Consider the following 19,411-nt stretch of genomic DNA (forward strand, 5'->3'; position numbering starts at 1 on the left):
CCGTCGGTGCTGACGGAGAGCGTGAGGCTCTTCACCGCCGGCGCGGCGGGCGCCTGGTGGTACGCGGCGACCCTGATCTGGTGATGCGCACCGCCGAGCGCCACGGTCGGCCGTTCCTCTACCGGGCCGCCGGCTCGGCCGGGGCGCGCTTCCCGCTGGAGGTCTACGCGAGCACCCGCGACGTCGCGGGCGTCCCCGACGGCGTGCACTGGTACGACCCGGCGCGGCACGCGCTCGTCCGCATCGCCCCCGCGGCCACCGGCACGGCCACGACGCTCGTGGTCACGGGCGTGCCGTGGCGGACGGGGTGGCGGTACGCCGAACGCGGGTGGCGGCACCTCTACTGGGACGCCGGGACGCTGCTGTCCCAACTGTCGGCGGCAGCCGCGAGCGCCGGCCTCGCGCCGCGGCTGCGCACGCTGTTCCCCGACGCCACCGTCCGCGACCTCGTCGGCGCGGACGGGGTGCACGAGTACCCGCTGGCCCTGCTGACCCTCGGCGACAGCGCGCCGGCGATCGGCCCCACCGGGCCGGCGGTCCCGGGTGAGCTGCCGCCGGTCGAGTTGCCGCTGTGCACCGCGGCGCAGCGCGCGGGCGACCGGGACGCGCTCGGCGAACCCTGGCCCGAGGCGCCGGCCCTGGCCGACCACCCGCCCTCCGCCACGCTCGACGAGGTGGTGCGCCGGCGTGGTTCGCAGCGCCGGATGGACCGGTCCCGCACGCTGCCCCGCGCCCTGCTGGAGTGGCCGCTGGCCGCCGCCCTGCGCGGCGTACGGGTGCCGCACTGGGTGGCCGTGCACGGCGTCGACGACACCACGCCCGGCCTCTACCGGTGGCCCGACCTGTCGACGCCGCTGCGGGCGGCGCCGCTGCGCGGCGAGCTGGTGCGCGTCTGCCTCGACCAGGCGCTCGCCGGCGACGCGGCGTACGTCGTCGTCGCGGCCACGCCGCTGTCGACGCTCGAGGACCGCGGCTACCGCGACGCCCAGCTCGCCGCCGGGCTCGTCGAGGGCCGGCTGCACCTGGCGGCGTACGCCCTCGGCGCCGGCGCCTCCGGGATGACCTTCCTCGACTCGGAGGTCCCGGGCCTGCTCGGCGAGCCCGACGACCTCGCGGCCCTGCTGTTCACCTGCGTGGGCGTCCCCGAGTACGCGTCCCGCGCGGGCGGCGGGCCGGGCAGCCCGGTGGCGGTCCGGCCGGTGCAGCCCCGAATGGGCGGGGCGTGACGGGGGCGGCGCCGCCGACCGGCCGGCGGCACGGGCCCGGTCAGCGGGCCGGCGGGACGGCGGCCCAGCCGGCGGGCAGGGCCGGCACGGGCCAGGCCGGGTCCGGCCGCCACGACGCCCACGCCTCGTCCCACCAGCGCTCGCCCGCGTCGAGCAGGGCGGCGATCCGGTCGCCCTCGGCCCGGATCGCGTCGGCCATCCCCGGGTAGCGCCCCTCCGCCAGGCGCTGGGCGAACATCTCCACGTCCTTCCAGACGTAGCGGTCGGCGTCGGCCGGCCACCAGATGTCCAGCTCGTGGTCGAGGGTGTCCACCCCGATCGGGGTACGCCGCACCGGGTCCTGGAGGTTGAAGTACCACCCGGCGAAGGCGCGCTCCGGGCCGGCCCAGAAGACGTCGACGGAGTGCGCCTCGCCCGGCCGGTGCAGCATCAGCTTGCCGTGCCCGGTCCACGCCCGGTGCCCGGCGACCTGCCACGGGTGCCGCCCGCACGGAAAGCGCCCGGTCTCGGGGAAGCCGAACTCCGCGCCCGGGGGCAGGTAGAGCACGAGCAGGTCGGGCGAATCCTCGACGCAGACGGTCGGGCAGCCGAACCACACCTCGCCGTGCAGGACCTCCCGCCGCACGACCACGTCGCCCGGGCCGAAGCGGCGCGGCGCCCCGGCAGCGTCCCGCTCCACCCGACCCACCCGGCCAACCTAACGGCTGCCGGCGCCGCCGCCCGGTAACGCCGGGCCCGGGTGGCCGGCGTGGCGGATCGCCCGCCCGCGTTCCGGCCGCCCCGGCGCGGCGGGCGTCACCTGGCGGGCCCGGGACGCGCGGGGCCGCGGCGGGCGGCGAGGGCCGGCACCGGCGCGGCGAAGGGGTCCGGCGTCGCTCCCGTCCAGCGCCGCAGGAGGGCGGTGCCGGTCTGCCGCCGCTCGCCGTCCACGGTGGTCGTCCCGCTGGTGACCACGTAGAACCGCCCGTCGCCGAGCGCCTCCAGGCCGAAGCTGCCCGGCCCCTCCCAGCCGCGGATGCCGGTGCCCGGGTCGGTCAGCCCGGCGGCGGCCAGGGGCACGGTCCACCCGGTCGCGCCGTCCGGCTGGCCCGTGATCGCCCCGGTCTGCGGGGCGACGGCGCCGTCGATCGCGTAGAGCGTCCAGTTCGGAAACTCCGCCTTGCTGCCCCGGTAGACCGCCATCAGCCAGCGGCGGGTGTGCCGGTCGTACTCCAGGTTCTGCACCCCGTAGGTGGTGTTCCCGGTCCGGACGAAGACCTTGGCGTACGGCTTCGCGGGGCCGCTGCGGTGCCGTGCGGCCTGGCTGAGCGGGCGGGCGAGGAGGCTCCACCGCCGCACGTCGTAGGCGAGCAGCACCTGGTGGTCGTTGTCCGTACGCGTGCTGTCGGGATAGATGCCGTAGGCGACCATCAGCACGTTGCGCCCGCCGGAGGTGCCCAGCGCCGGCCCGAACGAGACACCGTCGATGCCGCTGGCGCCGTACCGGTGGTCGGCGGTCTGCGCGGTGTCGCCGTCGAAGACGCCGTCGCCGTCCAGGTCCGCCGTGAAGTCGTCGACGACCTCCTGGAGGTGGACGGTGGTCATCACCCCGTCCGTCTCGGCGTCCATCCCGACCCGGGTGATCCGGGTGACGTCGAAGATGGCGATGTAGAAGGCCCGCTCCGCCTTGTACTCCAGCGAGCCGTAGACGCGGCCGTCCTCCGGGTTGACGTCCAGGTCGCCGAGGTGGCCGGTCAGGCCGGTCACGGTGCCGACGACCCTGCCGTCGAGGTCCGTCTTGACCAGGAGGTTGGTGAAGGACCAGTAGGCGTGGCCACGGCTCCAGTCGACCGCCACCCCCTGCACGTGGCCCGAGCGCCACGCGCCGCCGTACACCGTCGCCGGCATGTCCACCGGCGCCACCGCCGGACGCGACGTCCCGAAGGCCGGGCCCCGGTCCGGGATCACCATCGGGCCCGCTGTCGCGGCGGGCGGGACGACCGCGCCGGCCAGGACGGGAATCGTCAGGGCGACAGCCGCGGCGGTGAGGGTCCTGCGCATGTCTCTCCGTTGCTCAAGAAGATCAAACAGCGGAGGATCCTATGTGAACCTCACGAACGGCGGGAGCCCGGCCGAACAACCGTAAACTACGCAGAAGCCAACGAACGTACGATACTTGGGACCGAACGGATGAACAGCCCGAGGTCATCGCGGTTGCCGCCCTGCGGGTGCCCCTTCCCGGGGCGGCGGGCACGGGCCCCGTTCGGGGCGGCGGGCACGGGCCCCGTTCGGGGCGGCGGGACCGGCGGCGGGCCCGGCCGTGCGCCCGCCGGACCGCGCCAGGTCGCTGTCCGGCGGAGCCCGACGGGCGGTGGACGTCAGCCGACGGCCGCCATGATCTCGTCCGAGACGTCGAAGTTCGCGTAGACGTTCTGCACGTCGTCGCAGTCCTCCAGGACGTCGATGAGCTTGAAGATCTTGCGCGCGCCGTCCTCGTCGAGGGGGACGTTGACGCTCGGGATCAGCGAGGACTCGGCCGACTCGTACTCGATGCCGGCGTCCTGCAGCGCGGTGCGCACCGCGATCAGGTCGCCCGGCTCGGAGACCACCTCGAACGCCTCGTCCAGGTCGTTGACCTCCTCGGCGCCGGCGTCGAGCACCGCCATCATCACGTCGTCCTCGGTCGTGCCGGCCTTGGGGACGATCACGACGCCCTTGCGGGAGAACATGTACGACACCGAGCCGGCGTCGGCGAACGAACCGCCGTTGCGGGTCAGCGCGGTGCGCACCTCGGTCGCCGCGCGGTTGCGGTTGTCGGTCAGGCACTCGATGAGCAGCGCGACGCCGTTCGGGCCGTACCCCTCATACATGATCGTCTGGTAGTCGGCGCCGCCGGCCTCCAGGCCCGACCCGCGCTTGACGGCGCGGTCGATGTTGTCGTTGGGAACCGAGTTCTTCTTGGCCTTCTGGATGGCGTCGTAGAGCGTCGGGTTTCCGGCCGGGTCGCCCCCGCCCGTCCGGGCCGCCACCTCGACGTTCTTGATCAGCTTGGCGAACATCTTGCCGCGCTTGGCGTCGATGACCGCCTTCTTGTGCTTGGTCGTCGCCCACTTTGAGTGGCCGGACATCTGCTACCTCCGTTGCTACCCGCCGTCCGCATCGACCGCACCGCACACGCCCCGCTCCCGCCGGCGCACGCGGTGGTGCCGGTCAGCCCTGGTGGAAGCCGTGACGGGCAGATGGCCCTGCCGAATCTCGGCAATCCTACCGGCGTCCGGCCGGCCACTGTCACGCACGGCGCGTCACCGACCCGCCCCGCCCGCCCGGACCGGGGCGGACGGGAACGGAGACGGCGGTGCGGGTCAGGCCCCCGACGACTCCCCGGGCGCGGCCCCGAAGCCGTACGACCCCAGCACCGAGAACCCGGCCGTGGACCGCTGCTCGCACCGGCCCTGAAGGCCGGGCCGGTAGCGCCGGAACGACTCGAGCCCGGGCAGCCTGATCAGGATCGTCTCCATGCTCATGCCGTCCGCTCCGGGCTGCCGTCCGCCGTGACCAGGTCGGCGGCGGAGCGCGCCCCGGCGACGATCTCCGTCAGCATCGCCGACAGCGCCGCCGCCCGCTCGGCGGCCGGCGCGATCCGGCCCGGTGCCGTCGGATCGCCCGGATCCGACCCGGAGAAGTCGAAGTCGGTGAAGACGGTCAGGGCGGCCGCCGTGGGCACGACCACCGCCCGCACCTCGGCCAGGATCTGCCGCAGGTGCTCGGCGGCCCGCGTGCCGCCCTGCACGCCGTAGCTGAGCACCCCGGCCGGCTTGCCGTTCCACTCGGCGTAGAGGTAGTCGACGGCGTTCTTCAGCGCGGCCGGGACGGAGTGGTTGTACTCCGGCGTCACGAACACGAACGCGTCGCAGGCCGCGACGGCGGCGGACCAGCGACGGGTGTGCGGGTTGCGGTAGTCGCCGAACATCGCCGGCACCGGCTCGTCGAGCAGCGGCAGGGCCTGCTCCGCCAGGTCCAGCACCTCGACGACGGCGGCGCCCGCGCGCACCGCCTCGTGCTCCGCCGCCACCTTCCCGGCCCATCCGGCGACCGCCGCGCCGCGCCGGCCGGGACGGGTGCTTCCCACGATCAGGCCGATCCGGACCGGCCCTGCTGTCTGTGCGTTCTCCATGCCGACGAGCCTGCGGCCGGTACGCCGGCGTGGGGAGGCCGCCGCGAGGGTGGCCCCGGCAGGGCCACGCTGCGCCGCCGGACGGCTGCCAGACTGGACCGGTGATGGACGGAGAGCTGGGCGCGTTCCTGCGCAGCCGCCGGGAGGCCGTGCAGCCGGCGCAGGTGGGCCTCGCCACGGGCGCCCGGCGGCGCACGCCCGGGCTGCGCCGGGCCGAACTGGCGACGATCGCGCAGGTCAGCGTCGAGTACCTGACCCGCCTGGAACAGGGCCGCGACACCCGCCCGTCGCCCGAGATCCTCGCCGCGCTGGCCGACGCCCTGCTGCTCGACGACGCCGACCGCGACCACCTGCGGCAGCTCGCGGCGGCCAACCACAGCCGCGTCCTGTGCCCCGGGGAGCGGCCGGCGGTGTCCCGCACCGTCCGCCCGACCGTCCGCGCGGTGCTCGACGCGCTGCGGGACTCCCCCGCGTACGTGCTCAACCGGCTCGGCGACGTGCTGGCCTGGAACGATTCCTTCGACCGGCTGGCCCGCCCCCTGGGTCTGCTCGACGGCCACCGCCCCAACCTGGTGTGGTTCGTGCTCGCCGACGAGCGCGCCCGCGACCACTTCCCCGACTGGGCGCGGCTGGCCGACCAGCAGGTCGCCGAGCTGCACCGGCTGCGCCGGGGCGACCGGGCCACCGACGACTTCGCCGAGCGGCTCGCCCGCACGGTCGGCGCGCCCTTCACGCAGCGGTGGCAGCGGCGGCCGGTGGCGGCCCCGGCGACCGGTGTGCGGGGGTTGCGGCACCCGGAGGTGGGGCTGCTGCGGCTGACCTACGAGACGCTGGAGTTCGCCGACAGCGACCACCAGCGCCTCGTCGTCCACGTGCCCGCCGACGCGGCGACGGCGGCCGGGCTGGACCGGTTGCAGGGCCGCCAGCCCGGGCACCTGCGGTCGGTGGCCGGCTGAGCTGCCGGTCCGCCCGCCTCAGCGGGCCGCCCGCACCAGCTCCACGAAGTACGCGTGCACCCGCGCGTCGCCCGTCAGCTCGGGGTGGAACGAGGTGGCCAGCAGGTTGCCCTGCCGGACCGCGACGATCCGCCCGGCGGCCGGGCCCTCGGTGACCGTGCCGAGCACCTCGACGCCGGCACCGACCCGCTCCACCCACGGCGCCCGGATGAACACCGCGTGGAACGGCTCCCCCGCGACGCCGTCGATCTCGACCGGGGCCTCGAACGAGTCGACCTGCCGGCCGAACGCGTTGCGCCGCACGGTCATCTCGATGCCGGCGAAGCCGCGCTGGTCGGGACGGCCGTCCAGCACCTCCCGGGCCAGCATGATCATGCCGGCGCACGAGCCGTAGACGGGCATGCCGCCGGCGATGCGCTTGTCGATCGGCTCGCGCAGCTCGAAGATGTCGGCGAGCTTGCTGATCGTGGTGGACTCCCCGCCGGGCACGACCAGCCCGTCGACCTCGTCCAACTCGCCCGGCCGGCGCACCGGGCGGGCGTCCGCGCCCGCCGCGACGAGGGCGTCGACGTGCTCGCGCACGTCGCCCTGGAGGGCGAGCACGCCGATGACGGGTGCGTCGCTCATGTCACCGTTCCTCTCCTGGCGGGTGGGGAAGGGCCGTCGCCCGGGACGCCGGGAAGGTGCCCTATCCCGGCCCGTCACCAGCCGCGCTCGGCCAGGCGGTGCGGCTGCGGGATGTCGTCGACGTTGATGCCGACCATCGCCTCGCCCAGACCCCGGGAGACCTTGGCCAGCACGTCCGGGTCGTCGTGGAAGGTGGTGGCCTTGACGATCGCGGCGGCCCGCTGCGCGGGGTTGCCGGACTTGAAGATGCCGGAGCCGACGAAGACGCCCTCGGCGCCGAGCTGCATCATCATCGCGGCGTCGGCCGGGGTGGCGATCCCGCCGGCGGTGAACAGCACCACCGGCAGCTTCCCGCTCTCGGCGACCTCCTTGACCAGCTCGTACGGCGCCTGCAGCTCCTTGGCGGCCACGTAGAGCTCGTCGGCGGGCAGGGAGCCCAGCCGGCGGATCTCCTGGCGGATCCTGCGCATGTGGGTGGTGGCGTTGGAGACGTCGCCGGTGCCGGCCTCGCCCTTGGAGCGGATCATGGCCGCGCCCTCGGTGATCCGGCGCAGGGCCTCGCCGAGGTTGGTCGCCCCGCAGACGAAGGGGACGGTGAAGGCCCACTTGTCGATGTGGTTGGCGTAGTCGGCCGGGGTCAGCACCTCGGACTCGTCGATGTAGTCGACGCCGAGCGACTGGAGGATCCGGGCCTCCACGAAGTGACCGATGCGGGCCTTGGCCATCACCGGGATGGAGACCGCGGCGATGATGCCGTCGATCATGTCGGGGTCGCTCATCCGGGACACGCCGCCCTGGGCGCGGATGTCGGCGGGCACCCGCTCCAGCGCCATCACCGCGACGGCGCCGGCGTCCTCGGCGATCTTGGCCTGCTCGGCGTTGACCACGTCCATGATCACGCCGCCCTTGAGCATCTCGGCCATGCCGCGCTTGACGCGGGCGGTGCCGGTGACGGGGCTGGCGCTGGCGTTCTGAGCGGTGGTTTCGGGCACGGGTGATCGCTCCTCGAACGTGCTGGGGGGGGTGGCTGCGGACGATGCTACGACCGCCCCGGCGCCCGGCCGACAGCCAATCGGACCCCCGGTGGACTGCCCTGTGGCAGCCGTCACCGGCCCGCCGCCGACCGGTGAAGACCGCCGCCGGCCGGCGAGGTTTCCGGCGTCGGGCGGCGCGGCTTCCGACCTCGGCCGGCGCGGTTCCGGCCTCGGGCGGCGCGGTTCCCGGCGTCAGCCGGCGGCGACGTCGGCCGGGACGGCGAGGGTGGGGTCGTCGACGTCGAAGTACCGCGGCCAGGGCCGGCGGGCGCCCATCCGCAGCAGCCGCACCAGCGGGCGCTTGCGCGCCGCGCGGGCGTCCCGGACCAAATCGGTGTGCACCTGCCGGGCCAGGGCGAGCCGCCGGCTGGCGGCGATCACCGCCTCGCAGTCCGGGTCGGCCGGGTCCAGCTCCACGGCGCGCAGCTGGCGGGTGAGGTCGTTCTCGGCGGCCTCCCGCTCCTCCGGCCGGGCGTCCAGCGCGATCCGCGCCGCCGCGTACAGCTCGACGCCGTAGCGCCGCTCGGCCAGGACCGCCGCGGCCGCCGCGCGGCGCAGCAGGTGGGCGTCCAGGGCGCGGGCCGCCGCCTCCGCCCGGTCGTGCAGCCGGTCGACGCGGCCGGCGGTCCAGACCAGGTACGCCACCACCAGCCCGACGGCCAGCGCCCCGACCACGACCCACCACATGCCCGACATCGTCAGTCCAGCCCCACCCATTCGGTGTCCATGACCCGCCCGTCGGTGGCCTCGATCGCCGCCGCGTAGACCTCCAGGACCCGGCGGGCGACCACCGGCCAGTCGAAGGTGGCCACCACCTGGTCGCCGCAGGCGGTCAGCGCGGCCCGGCCGTCGGGGTCGTCGAGCAACTCGGCCAGGGCGGTACGCAGCCCGGCCGCGTCCCCGGTCGGGAAGAGCCGGCCGGCCCGGCCGCCGTCGAGCACCCGGCGGAACGCGTCGAGGTCGCTGGCGACCACGGTGGTGCCCGCCGCCAGCGCCTCGGTGAGGATCATGCCGAAGGACTCCCCGCCGGTGTTCGGCGCCACGTACAGGTGCACGCTGCGCAGCATCCGCGCCTTGTCCTCCTCGCTGACCAGCCCGAGGAAGGTCACCTGGTCGCGCAGCTCCGCCGGGAAGCGCCCGAACAGGTCGTCCGGGTCGCCGGGCCCGGCCACCAGCAGCCGCAGGCCGGGGCGCTGCCGGGCCAGCTCGACGAAGGCGTCCCGCAGGATGGGGAAGCCCTTGCGGGCCTCGGTGAAGCGGCCGAGGAAGCCGATCGCGCCGCCCCGCCCGGGCGGGCACTCCCCCGGCCAGTCGGGCAGCGGCTCCGCGTGGCTGAACTTCGCGACGGCCACCCCGTTGGGGATCTCCACCGCGCCGCCGTCCATGTGCTCGACCTGCACCTTGCGCGCCAGCGCGCTGACCGCGATGCGGGCGGTGATCCGCTCCAGCACGATCTGGAGCACGCCCTGCGCGGCGGCGAGCGCCCGCGACCGAGTCATCGCCGTGTGGAAGGTGGCCACCACCGGCCCGCGCGCGGAGAGCACGGCCAGCAGCGACAGGCTCAGCGTCAGCGGCTCGTGGACGTGCAGCACGTCGAACTCACCCCGGATGATCCACCGCCGCACCCGGGCCGTGGAGACCGGGCCGAACGCGATCCGGGCGACCGAGCCGTTGTACGGCAGCGGCACCGCCCGCCCCGCCGGCACCACGTACGGCGGCAGCGGGGAGTCCTCGTCGGCCGGGGCGAGCACGCTCACCTCGTGCCCGAGGCCGATGAGCGCCTCGGCGAGGTCCATGACGTGGTTCTGCACCCCGCCGGGCACGTCGAAGGAGTACGGGCACACGATGCCGATGCGCACGTGTAAACGCCTCCCTCACGCCTGTCCGGCGGTCGGGGAGGGCTGGGTGGCGCCGTCGCCCGTGCCGCGCTGGTCCAGCCACATCCGCTGCAACATGTGCCAGTCTTCCGGATGCCGGGCGATGCCCGCCGCCAGACCGTCGGCGACCCGCTGGGTCAGCGACCGGACCCGCGCGTCGAGCGGGCCCTCCTCGGGGCCGGGCAGCGGCAGCGGGCCCTCGATCGACGCGCACGCCGCGTCGTCCTCGTACCACATCGAGGCGACGTAGAGGGGCGCGCCGGTGCGCAGCGCGAGCAGGGCCGGGCCCGCCGGCATCCGCGTCCGGCCGCCGAAGAAGTCGACCTCCACCCCTCGGGCGGAGAGGTCCCGGTCGGCCAGCAGCGGCACCACCGTGCCGGCCCGGACCCGGTCGACCAGCACGTCGAACGCGGGCCGGTCGCCGCCGTGGGTGGGCAGGATCTCCATGCCCAGGCTCCGCCGGAAGGCGAGGAACCGCTGGTAGACGCCCTCGGGCTTGAGCCGCTCGGCGACGGTGGTGATCGGCCAGCCGGTCGCCGCGACCCAGGCGCCGGCGGCGTCCCAGTTGCCCGCGTGCGGCAGCGCCACCACGGCGCCCCGGCCGGCGGCCACGTCGGCGGCGAGCAGCTCCTCGCCGTCGAGCCGGAAGCCGGCCAGGATCTCCGCCCGGCTGAGCGACGGCAGTCGGAACGCCTCCAGCCAGTACCGGGCGTACGAGCGCAGCCCGCGACGGACCAGCTGGTCGAGCTCGGCCTCGGGCAGCTCGGGGCCGACCACCCGGCGCAGGTTCGCGCGCAGCCGGGCCGTACCCCCGCCGCCGCGACGGTGGGCGCGGTCGGCGCCCGCCCGGAACGCCGCGGCCGCGACGGGCCGGGGCAGCGCGCGGATCACGCGCCACCCGGCGACGTAGCCGAGCTCGGTGAGGTTCACCGGCGCCGGCCCTGCCGCCGCGGCCGGCCGGCGCTGCCCGCGCTCACCCCTGCCCGCCCGGTGTCGTCGCCTGGGCCTGCCGGTAGACGTGGGCCATCCGCTGCCCGACGGTGAAGATCGAGACCGCGGCGAGCAGCCAGAGCGCGATCTCCAGCGCGGGCCCGACGCCCATGCCGGTGAGCAGCCCGCCGACGCCGACGATGAGCAGCCGCTCGGTGCGCTCGGCGATGCCCACGTTGCACGTCATGCCGAGCCCTTCGGCGCGGGCCTTGACGTAGGAGACCAGGCCGCCGGCGGCCAGGCAGAGCAGCGCGGCGGCGACGCCCGAGTAGTCGTGCTCGGTGGCGAGCCAGTAGGCGACGGCGCCGAAGACCGCGCTGTCGGCGATCCGGTCCATGCTCGAGTCGAGGAACGCGCCGAACCGGGTCGAGCCGCCGCTCATCCGGGCCATCGTCCCGTCGAGCAGGTCGGTGAGCGCGAACACGGTCACGATGAGGGCCCCGGCGACCAGATGACCGCGGGCACCGAAGCCGAGCGCACCGACGAGCACCCCGAGGGTGCCCGCCACGGTGACCGCGTTGGGGGTTACGCCCGCTCGGAGCAGGCCGCGTGCGACGGGCTCGACGACGCGGGTCATCCCCGCGCGGGCCGTCACTTGGAAGATCTTCGCCATGGCGGTCCCACGATAACCGTCGCCCGGTCGCCGGTGGTACGGCCGGTCAGGCGACGCGCGCGCGGCGGAGTCTTGTGCCGGCCCCGGAACGGGTGTGTGATCGAGCGGGGAAGGTGAGCCAGCTCACCCGTCCGCCCGTTGATTACCCGCAACCCAGCGAAGCACCGGAGGATATCGCCGCGGAACCCGCTCGGGCCGCTTCCCCGTCGCGCGCGGCGGTCGCCACCCACCACGGCTGAGGGAGGTGCGCCCCATGGCGCAGAAAAGTCAGGAGAAGGGCGCCGCCGGCGGCGCGCCGGTGGTGAACGAGCCCGGCAGGATCCGCAACGTGGTGCTCGTCGGGCACTCCGGAGCGGGCAAGACGACGCTGGTCGAGGCGCTGCTCGCGGCGACCGGCACGATCGGCCGGGCCGGCGCCGTCGCCGACGGCACCACCGTCTGCGACCACGACCCGGCGGCCGTACGCCAGCAGCGCTCGGTGAGCCTGGCCTGCGCGCCGCTGCTGCACGACGGGATCAAGGTCAACCTGCTCGACACCCCCGGCTACGCCGACTTCGTGGGTGAGCTGCGGGCGGGGCTGCGGGCCGCCGACGCGGCGCTGTTCGTGGTCTCCGCCGTCGACGGGATGGACGCCGCCACCGCCGCCCTCTGGGAGGAGTGCGCGGCGGTCGACATGCCCCGGGCCGTCGCCGTCTCCCGGCTGGACCACCCGCGCGCCGACTTCGACGAGGCGGTGGCGCTCTGCCAGCGGGTCTTCGGCGACAACGTGCTCCCGCTCTACCTGCCGATGCTCGGCGACGACGGGGTCTCCACGGTCGGCCTGCTCGGCCTGATCACCCGCCGGGTCTTCGACTACACCGCCGGTCTGCCCGCCGACGTGCGCGAGCCGGACCCGGAGCACCTGCCCGCCATCGTCGAGTCCCGCAACGAGCTGATCGAGGGGATCATCGCCGAGAGCGAGGACGAGACCCTGATGGACCGCTACCTCGAGGGCGAGGAGATCGGCACCGACGTCCTCGTCGACGACCTGGAGAAGGCGGTCGCCCGCGGCCACTTCTATCCGGTGGTGCCGGTCTGCGCCGAGACCGGCGTCGGGCTGGACGCCCTGCTGGAGGTGCTGACCGCCGGCTTCCCCTCGCCGCTGGAGCACGAGCTGCCGGCGGTCACCGGGGTGGACGGCTCCCCCCGCCCGCCGCTGACCTGCGACCCGGACGGCCCGCTGGTCGCCGAGGTGGTCAAGACCACCGTCGACCGGCACGTCGGCCGGGTCTCCCTGGTCCGGGTCTTCTCCGGCACCCTGCGCCCGGAGCAGACCGTGCACGTCTCCGGGCACGGGATGGCCGAGCGGGGCCACCCCGACCACGACGCCGACGAGCGGGTCGGCCACATCTACACGCCGCTGGGCGCGAGCCTGCGCGAGGTGGGCGCCTGCGTGGCCGGCGACATCTGCGCGATCACCAAGTCGGGCAGCGCGGAGACCGGCGACACCGTCTCCACCAGGGACGACCCGCTGCTGATCGCCCCCTGGGAGATGCCGGAGCCGCTGCTGCCGGTCGCCGTCGTGGCGCGCAGCCGCGCCGACGAGGACGCCCTCGCCCGCAACCTGGCCCGCCTCGTCGCCGGCGACCCGACGATGCGGCTGGAGCGCAACCCGGAGACCCACCAGCTGGTGCTCTGGTGCATGGGCGAGGCGCACGCCGACGTGGTGCTGGAACGGCTGCGCGCGGGCGGCGTGGAGCTGGACACCGAGCCGGTCCGGGTCGCGCTGCGCGAGACGCTGACCGCCCCGGCCCGGGGCCACGGCCGGCACGTCAAGCAGTCCGGCGGCCACGGCCAGTACGCCGTCTGCGACATCGAGGTCGAGCCGCTGCCGCGCGGCACCGGCTTCGAGTTCGTCGACCGGGTGGTCGGCGGCGCCGTGCCGCACAACTACATCCCCTCCGTCGAGAAGGGCGTCCGCGCCCAGATGGAGCGGGGCCTGGTCGCCGGCCACCCGGTGGTGGACCTGCGGGTGACGCTCGTCGACGGCAAGGCGCACAGCGTCGACTCCTCCGACGCGGCCTTCCAGACCGCCGGCGCCCTCGCCCTGCGCGACGCCGCCGAGAAGGGCCAGCCGGCGCTGCTGGAGCCGGTCGACGAGGTGGCGATCCGGGTGCCCGACTCGTCCGTCGGCGCGGTGATGGGCGACCTGTCCGGGCGGCGCGGCCGGGTGCTCGGCACCGAGCCGGACGCCGGCTCCGAGGGGCGCACCCTGGTCCGCGCCGAGGTGCCCGCCACGGAGCTGCTCCGCTACGCGGTCGAGCTGCGCTCGATGACGTCGGGCACCGGCACGTTCCGCCGCCACTTCGTCCGCTACGACCCGATGCCGGCCCACCTGGCCGACCAGGTCCGCAAGGAGCACGCCGCCCGCTCCTGACACCGCGCCACGCCGCCCGCTCCTGACGCCGCGCCACTCACCCCGCCCGCTCGCGTCGGCGAGGTGACCACGCCGCCCGCCCGCGGGGGCCGGCGGGCGGCGGAGTCACGGCTGGACGGCGGGGTGGGTGGGGCTGGGCCAGTAGGGGCGGTCGGCCGACCGCAGGGCCGCCGCGCGGACGGCGGCGAGCTGGCGCTCCACCTCGGCGAACTGGTCCGGCGGCAGCGGGCCCCGGCGCAGGGCGGCGGCGTTCTCCTCGACCTGGGCGACGGTCCGGCAGCCGGGGATCGGGACGGTGCGGCCGCTGCGCGTCCAGATCCAGCCCAACGCGCCCTGGGCCAGGGTGCGCCCGTCGGCCGTCAGCGCCGCGCGCACGGCCGCCACCCGGCGCAGCCACTCGGGGGCCGGCCGCCCGCCGCGGAACCACTCCAGCCAGCCGGGCGCGACGCCGCGCAGGTCGTCGCGGGGCAGCGTCGAGCCGGCCGTGTACTTGCCGGTGAGCAGGCCCATCCCGAGCGGCCCCCGGACGACGCCGGCCAGGTCGTACTTGTCGCAGACGGCGAGCATCTCGGGGGCGTCCCGGAGCACCGACAGGGCGTGCTGCACGGCGGTGCCGTGCGGCGCGGCGTGGCCGAACGCGGCGGCCCGGTCGGGGCGGTCGGTGCTCCAGCCGTACGCCCGGACCAGGCCTTCGGCGACCAGTTCCTCCAGCGTGCCGATCAGCGCCTCGGCCCGGGGCACCGGCAGGTCGGCCAGGTGGAGCTGGTAGAGGTCGATACGGTCGGTGCCCAGCCGGCGCAGCGAGCCCCGCACCGCCCGCCGCAGGTAGTCCGGGGAGGCGTCCGCACCGGTGGCCTGCCGGGTCGCCTCGTCGAAGGTGTAGCCCCACTTGGTGGCGACGACCGCCTCGTCCCGCCGGCCGGCGAGCGCCCGGCCCAGGATCCGTTCGGAGTGCCCCGCCCCGTACGTGTCGGCGGTGTCGAAGAGGGTGACGCCGAGGTCGAGCGCGCGCCGGACGGCCCGTACGGACTCCTCGTCGTCGACGGCGCCCCAGCCCAGCGGCCGGCTGCCCTCGGACCACGGGCCGCCGATCGCCCAGCACCCCATGCCGAGGGCGCTGACCTCGATGCCGCTGCGGCCCAACGTCCGCGTGGTGACTGCCATCGACGCATCGTGCCACCTCCGGCGGCCCCGCGGCGCCGGGTGGCCGGTGGCGGGCCGGCGGGTCAGGCGGGCCAGGCGCGGGCGAGCAGCTCCCGGGTGTCGCCGAGCAGTTGCGGCAGCACCTTGGTGCGACCGATCACCGGCATGAAGTTGGCGTCCCCGCCCCAGCGGGGCACGACGTGCTGGTGCAGGTGCGCGGCGATGCCGGCGCCGGCCACGCCGCCCTGGTTCATCCCGAGGTTGAACCCGTGGGCGTTGCTGACCTTGCGGATCACCCGCATCGCGGTCTGGGTGAACGACGCCAGTTCGGCGGTCTCCGGCCCGTCGAGGTCGGTGTAGTCGGCGACGTGCCGGTAGGGGCAGACCAGGAGGTGGCCCGGGTTGTACGGGTAGAGGTTGAGCACGACGAAGACGTGCGCGCCGCGCGCGACGACCAGGCTCTCCGCCGCGGGCAGGCCCGGGGCCAGGCAGAACGGGCAGCCGCTCGCGTGGCCGTCCTTCGGGCGGTCCTCGCCCGAGATGTAGGTCATCCGGTGCGGCGTCCAGAGCCGCTCCAGGCCGTCGGCCATGCCGCTGTCCGTGTGCCGTTCCGCCCCTGTCACACGCCGATCCTACGGACCGGCCGGACGGGCGGCGAGGCCCGCCGCCGGGAACCGGGGCCGGAAATTGTTGACGAATCGACTTCCACGGATGAAACTTCCGTTCATCGATTTACGTCCATACCGATGGAGGCCCTCGTGATCCGACGGCTCGGCAGGATCCTCGCCGCGCTCGCACTGACCGCCGCCACCACCCTGGTCGGCGTCACCCTCACCGCCGGCGCGGCCCACGCCGACGGCTGCTACACCTGGGGCCGCACCCTGTCCCAGGGGATGTCCGGCGAGGACGTCCGGCAGCTCCAGATCCGCGTCTCCGGCTACCCCGGCTACGGCGCGGTGCTCGGCCTCGACGGGGTCTTCGGCGCCGCGACCCGGTCCGCGGTCATCCGCTTCCAGCAGGCGTACGGGCTGGGCGCCGACGGCGTCGCCGGAACGCAGACCTTCAACAAGATCTACGCGCTCCAGGACGACGACTGCACCCCGGTCAACTTCACCTACGCCGAGTGGAACAGGTGCAACAGCGACTGGTCCGGCGGCGCGGTGTCGGCCAGCACCGCGCGGTTCAACGCCCGGGTGTCGATGTGGAAACTCCAGGCCATGCGGCACGCCATGGGCGACCAGTTGATCCAGATCAGCAGCGGCTTCCGCAGCTACGCGTGCAACAACGCGGTCGGCGGCGCCGCCAACAGCCGGCACCTCTACGGCGACGGCGTCGACCTGGTCGGGTCGCACTCGCTGTGCCGGCTCGCCCAGCAGGCCCGCTACCACGGCTTCAGCAACATCCTCGGCCCCGGCTACCCGGGGCACAACGACCACACCCACGTGGGCAACACGCCCAGCCGGTCCTGGTCCGCCCCGACCTGCGGGATCTGATCGCGCCGGCCGACCGGGCCCCCGCCGCGCCGGGCGCGGCGGGGGCTGCGGGTCACTCCTGGGCGGAGGGGCCGACGTTGGTACGGGAGCCGACCACGTCCAGCACGTGGGCCACCGCCTCGGCGATCGGCACCCCGTTGCGCTGCGAGCCGTCCCGGTAGCGGAACGAGACGGTGCCGGCGGCCACGTCGTCGTCGCCGGCGATCACCATGAACGGGATCTTCTGCTGCTGGGCGGTGCGGATCTTCTTCTGCATCCGGTCGTCGCCGGTGTCCACCTGGGCGCGGACGCCCTTGTCGCGCAGCGCGGCCACGAACTCCCGCAGGTGCTCGGTGTGGTCCTCGCGGATCGGGATGCCGACCACCTGCACCGGGGCCAGCCAGGCCGGGAACGCGCCCGCGTAGTGCTCGGTGAGCACGCCGACGAAGCGCTCGATCGAGCCGAACTTGGCGCAGTGGATCATGACCGGCTGCTGCCGGCTGCCGTCGGCCGCCTGGTACTCCAGCCCGAAGCCCTTGGGCTGGTTGAAGTCGTACTGGATGGTCGACATCTGCCAGGTGCGGCCGATCGCGTCCTTGGCCTGCACGGAGATCTTCGGCCCGTAGAAGGCCGCGCCACCCGGGTCGGGCACCAGGTCCAGCCCGGTCTCCCGGGCGCACTGCTCCAGCACCGCCGTCGCCGTGGCCCAGTCCTCTTCGGTGCCGACGAACTTCTCCGGCTTGGACTCGTCGCGGGTCGACAGCTCCAGGTAGAAGTCGTCGATGCCGAAGTCCCGCAGCAGGCTGAGCACGAACCCCAGCAGGTGCTTGATCTCGGCCGGCGCCTGCTCCCTCGTGCAGTAGGAGTGCGAGTCGTCCTGGGTGAAGCCGCGCACCCGGGTCAGCCCGTGGATGACGCCCGACTTCTCGTACCGGTACACCGACCCGAACTCGAACAGCCGCATCGGCAGCTCACGGTAGGAGCGCCCGCGCGAGCGGTAGATCAGGTTGTGCATCGGGCAGTTCATGGCCTTGAGGTAGTAGTCCGCCCCCTCCATCTCCATGGGCGGGAACATCGTGTCGGCGTAGTACGGCAGGTGACCCGAGGTGTGGAAGAGACCTTCCTTGGTGATGTGCGGGGTCCCGACGTACTGGAAGCCCTCCTCGATGTGGCGGGCCCGGACGTAGTCCTCCATCTCCCGCTTGATCACGCCACCCTTGGGGTGGAAGACCGGCAGCCCGGAGCCGATCTCGTCGGGGAAGCTGAACAGGTCCAGGTCCACGCCGAGCTTGCGGTGGTCGCGCCGGGCGGCCTCCTCCAGCAGCTTCAGGTACGCCTTCAGCTCGTCCCGGGTCGGCCAGGCGGTGCCGTAGACCCGCTGGAGCTGCGGGTTCTTCTCCGACCCGCGCCAGTACGCGGCGGCCGAGCGCATCAGCTTGAACGCGCCGATCAGCCGGGTGTTCGGCAGGTGCGGGCCCCGGCACAGGTCCGACCAGCAGACCTTGTCCTCGTTGGCGGCGAGGTTGTCGTAGATGGTCAGCTCGCCGCCGCCCACCTCCATCACCTCGGAGGTGTCCAGCCCCTCGCCCTTGACCTCGCCCTGCTGGTCGCCCTTGAGGTCGATCAGCTCCAGCTTGAACGGCTCGGCGGCCAGCTCGGCCTTCGCCTCGTCGAGGCTGCCGAAGCGCCGGCGGCGGAACCGCTGCCCCGACTTGACGATCTCCTGCATCCGCTTCTCGAGCTTGCCGAGGTCGTCGGGCTGGAAGGGCTTGTCGACGGCGAAGTCGTAGTAGAAGCCGTTCTCGATGGGCGGGCCGATGCCGAGCTTGGCCTCGGGGAAGACGTCCTGCACGGCCTGGGCGAGCACGTGCGCGGTCGAGTGCCGCAGCACGTCGAGCCCGTCCGGGGAGTCGAGGCTGACCGGCTCGACCTCGGTGTCGACCTCGGGCGCCCAGTCGAGGTCGCGCAGCTGGCCCTGCGGGTCGCGGACCACGACGATCGCCTTCGGGCCGGTCGCGGGCAGCCCGGCCGCGGCCACCGCGTCGGCCGCCGTGGTCCCGGCGGCGACGACGACGGGGTCGGCCACGGCGGGGGTACGGGGTGCGGACACGGTCACTCCTCCAGCAGTACGGTAAGGATCACGCCGAGCGTTCGGCTCCTGCGATGCTATCGGTCGCCCCCGCCGGCGCGGTCGGCGACGCCACCGCCCCGCGAGCCGTCGGCCTGCGGGCCGGGGTGGCCCGACAGCCGCGGACGCGGCCCGTGGGGCGCGCGACGCTCGCCCCGCCCGGCGACGTCCCCGCCCGGCGGATTGAACCTTTCCGGCGCCGCATCCGAATTACCGCATGTGGCCGCAGCCGGCCACCCGGAGCACGGATGGGGACCGACAATGGCGATGACCCGCACGGCGGCCCGTCGGCGCCGGGCCGGGGTGACAGCCGCCCTGGCCGCCGCCGGGGTGCTGGCCTGGCCCGCCCCCGCCCACGCGGCGGACGTGACGACCGTCCCGACCACGGCCCGGCAGGGCGGAGCGGTGAAACTGGAGTTCGTGGTGCCCGAGGAACGGCCGGGCGCCCGAGCCGACCGGATCGAGATCCGGCTGCCGGCCGACGCCCCGGTCGCCGAGGTCTACCCGATGTCGGTGCCGGGCTGGGCGCCCCGGATCACCACCCGCGCCCTCGACCAGCCGGTCGCCGGCCTCCACTCGGCCCGCGTCGACCTGGTCACCAGCGCGGTGACCTGGACCCGGATGCCCGGGGCCGCCCCCGGCCCGGCCCGGCTCACCCTCTCCATGGGCCCGCTGCCACCGGCCGACCGGCTCGCGTTCGAGGTGGTGCAGACGTACGCCGACGGCACGGCCGTACGCCGGACCCCGGCGCTCACCCTCCTGCCGGCCGAGCCCGG

19 protein-coding genes are annotated in these 19,411 nt (G+C 74.8%); 5 read left to right on the forward strand and 14 right to left on the reverse strand.

Annotated elements, in window-relative coordinates:
- The first annotated feature begins 83 nt into the window (after window positions 1–83).
- Window positions 84–1,226, forward strand: a complete 1,143-nt coding sequence (locus ACWENR_RS22000; protein ID WP_452278870.1) for a nitroreductase family protein — start codon at window positions 84–86, stop codon at window positions 1,224–1,226.
- Window positions 1,227–1,266: 40 nt separating this feature from the next.
- Here the strand turns inward: ACWENR_RS22000 and ACWENR_RS22005 are convergent, their stop codons facing one another.
- The 5 genes from ACWENR_RS22005 to ACWENR_RS22025 form a co-directional block, all read right to left on the reverse strand.
- Window positions 1,267–1,905: a DUF402 domain-containing protein gene (locus ACWENR_RS22005; RefSeq protein ID WP_452278855.1), complete on the reverse strand. Its 639-nt coding sequence runs from the start codon at window positions 1,903–1,905 to the stop codon at window positions 1,267–1,269.
- 116 nt (window positions 1,906–2,021) lie between these two features.
- On the reverse strand, window positions 2,022–3,266 hold the full coding sequence (locus ACWENR_RS22010) for a hypothetical protein (RefSeq protein ID WP_452278856.1): 1,245 nt from the start codon (window positions 3,264–3,266) through the stop codon (window positions 2,022–2,024).
- A gap of 317 nt (window positions 3,267–3,583) precedes the next feature.
- Entirely contained in the window at window positions 3,584–4,333 is a 750-nt protein-coding gene (locus ACWENR_RS22015) for a YebC/PmpR family DNA-binding transcriptional regulator (RefSeq protein WP_452278857.1), read from the reverse strand.
- A 234-nt stretch (window positions 4,334–4,567) separates the two neighbouring features.
- Window positions 4,568–4,729, reverse strand: coding sequence for a hypothetical protein (locus ACWENR_RS22020; RefSeq protein WP_452278858.1), 162 nt, complete (start codon window positions 4,727–4,729; stop codon window positions 4,568–4,570).
- Window positions 4,726–5,379 (reverse strand): NADPH-dependent FMN reductase, encoded by a 654-nt coding sequence (locus ACWENR_RS22025; RefSeq protein WP_452278859.1) that lies wholly within the window; start codon window positions 5,377–5,379, stop codon window positions 4,726–4,728. Before ACWENR_RS22025 ends, ACWENR_RS22020 begins: the two co-directional genes overlap by 4 nt.
- Before the next feature lie 104 nt (window positions 5,380–5,483).
- Between ACWENR_RS22025 and ACWENR_RS22030 the strand changes: the two genes are divergently transcribed.
- Window positions 5,484–6,335, forward strand: a complete 852-nt coding sequence (locus ACWENR_RS22030) for an MmyB family transcriptional regulator (protein WP_452278871.1) — start codon at window positions 5,484–5,486, stop codon at window positions 6,333–6,335.
- Between the two features lie 18 nt (window positions 6,336–6,353).
- On the opposite strand, the gene pdxT is transcribed toward ACWENR_RS22030, so the two are convergent.
- From pdxT to pgsA, 6 genes are all read right to left on the reverse strand, one after another.
- Window positions 6,354–6,962 carry a pyridoxal 5'-phosphate synthase glutaminase subunit PdxT gene (gene pdxT, locus ACWENR_RS22035; protein WP_452278860.1) on the reverse strand — a complete coding sequence of 203 codons (609 nt, stop codon included), beginning with the start codon at window positions 6,960–6,962 and terminating at the stop codon, window positions 6,354–6,356.
- Window positions 6,963–7,036: 74 nt separating this feature from the next.
- Window positions 7,037–7,954, reverse strand: a complete 918-nt coding sequence (gene pdxS, locus ACWENR_RS22040; RefSeq protein ID WP_452278861.1) for a pyridoxal 5'-phosphate synthase lyase subunit PdxS — start codon at window positions 7,952–7,954, stop codon at window positions 7,037–7,039.
- Window positions 7,955–8,188: 234 nt separating this feature from the next.
- Window positions 8,189–8,683 (reverse strand): hypothetical protein, encoded by a 495-nt coding sequence (locus ACWENR_RS22045; RefSeq protein WP_452278872.1) that lies wholly within the window; start codon window positions 8,681–8,683, stop codon window positions 8,189–8,191.
- 11 nt (window positions 8,684–8,694) lie between these two features.
- On the reverse strand, window positions 8,695–9,855 hold the full coding sequence (locus tag ACWENR_RS22050) for a glycosyltransferase family 4 protein (protein ID WP_452278862.1): 1,161 nt from the start codon (window positions 9,853–9,855) through the stop codon (window positions 8,695–8,697).
- 15 nt (window positions 9,856–9,870) lie between these two features.
- Entirely contained in the window at window positions 9,871–10,803 is a 933-nt protein-coding gene (locus tag ACWENR_RS22055) for a phosphatidylinositol mannoside acyltransferase (RefSeq protein WP_452278863.1), read from the reverse strand.
- 43 nt (window positions 10,804–10,846) lie between these two features.
- Window positions 10,847–11,476, reverse strand: coding sequence for a phosphatidylinositol phosphate synthase (gene pgsA / locus ACWENR_RS22060; RefSeq protein WP_452278864.1), 630 nt, complete (start codon window positions 11,474–11,476; stop codon window positions 10,847–10,849).
- Window positions 11,477–11,729: 253 nt separating this feature from the next.
- On the opposite strand from pgsA, the gene ACWENR_RS22065 reads away from it, so the two are divergent.
- The gene (locus ACWENR_RS22065; RefSeq protein ID WP_452278865.1) at window positions 11,730–13,892 is read left to right on the forward strand and encodes an elongation factor G-like protein EF-G2; all 2,163 of its coding nucleotides are present in this window, start codon (window positions 11,730–11,732) and stop codon (window positions 13,890–13,892) included.
- A 105-nt stretch (window positions 13,893–13,997) separates the two neighbouring features.
- Here the strand turns inward: ACWENR_RS22065 and ACWENR_RS22070 are convergent, their stop codons facing one another.
- Window positions 13,998–15,056: an aldo/keto reductase gene (locus ACWENR_RS22070; RefSeq protein WP_452278866.1), complete on the reverse strand. Its 1,059-nt coding sequence runs from the start codon at window positions 15,054–15,056 to the stop codon at window positions 13,998–14,000.
- 62 nt (window positions 15,057–15,118) lie between these two features.
- Window positions 15,119–15,625 carry an HIT family protein gene (locus tag ACWENR_RS22075; protein WP_452278873.1) on the reverse strand — a complete coding sequence of 169 codons (507 nt, stop codon included), beginning with the start codon at window positions 15,623–15,625 and terminating at the stop codon, window positions 15,119–15,121.
- A gap of 156 nt (window positions 15,626–15,781) precedes the next feature.
- Here ACWENR_RS22075 and ACWENR_RS22080 point away from each other — a divergent pair, with 156 nt between their 5' ends.
- A complete protein-coding gene (locus ACWENR_RS22080) occupies window positions 15,782–16,528 on the forward strand; it encodes a D-Ala-D-Ala carboxypeptidase family metallohydrolase (protein ID WP_452278867.1) in 747 nt (248 codons plus the stop codon).
- A 52-nt stretch (window positions 16,529–16,580) separates the two neighbouring features.
- Here ACWENR_RS22080 and thrS read toward each other — a convergent pair whose 3' ends face one another.
- Complete coding sequence (gene thrS, locus ACWENR_RS22085) at window positions 16,581–18,617, reverse strand: threonine--tRNA ligase (RefSeq protein ID WP_452278868.1); 2,037 nt, start codon at window positions 18,615–18,617, stop codon at window positions 16,581–16,583.
- A 279-nt stretch (window positions 18,618–18,896) separates the two neighbouring features.
- Between thrS and ACWENR_RS22090 the strand changes: the two genes are divergently transcribed.
- Window positions 18,897–19,411: DUF1775 domain-containing protein (locus tag ACWENR_RS22090; protein ID WP_452278869.1), on the forward strand; the 515-nt coding region annotated here is incomplete at its 3' end.

Source organism: Micromonospora sp. NPDC004336 (assembly GCF_053602615.1).